Genomic DNA, 383 nt, shown 5'->3' on the forward strand with positions numbered 1-383 from the left:
AGGGTTTATTACATTATTTTACATTTTATACGCCAATTCATTTTTATTATCACTTCGGCAAAAAGAATTTGGTATGTATATGGTATTAGGGGCAAAAAAGCATAAAATTACATTGCTCATGTTCATTGAAACAATTGTATTAGGAATAGTATCTCTTATAGTAGGTGTGATAGTCGGTATAATCTTGGCGCAAGGTGTTGGACATTTACTGATGAAGGAACTAGAATTTACTGGCGGTGGTTATCATGCATTTTATGTACCATCAATTATTGTTACTTTCATCTTTTTCATTGCATTATTTATGTTGTCCGCAGTTATGAATGGTATGAAACTAGTGCGTAATTCACTATTACAACTCGTTCATTCCAATAGTCACACAGAGC

1 protein-coding gene is annotated in these 383 nt (G+C 32.6%); it reads left to right on the forward strand.

Annotation, left to right across the window (positions count from 1 at the left end; translation table 11 throughout):
- Window positions 1-383 (forward strand): FtsX-like permease family protein (locus MR167_RS31900; protein ID WP_242316268.1); only part of this gene is annotated, 383 nt, incomplete at both ends.

This window comes from Bacillus cereus group sp. BfR-BA-01355, from assembly GCF_022663675.1.
Lineage (GTDB): Bacteria > Bacillota > Bacilli > Bacillales > Bacillaceae_G > Bacillus_A > Bacillus_A thuringiensis_S.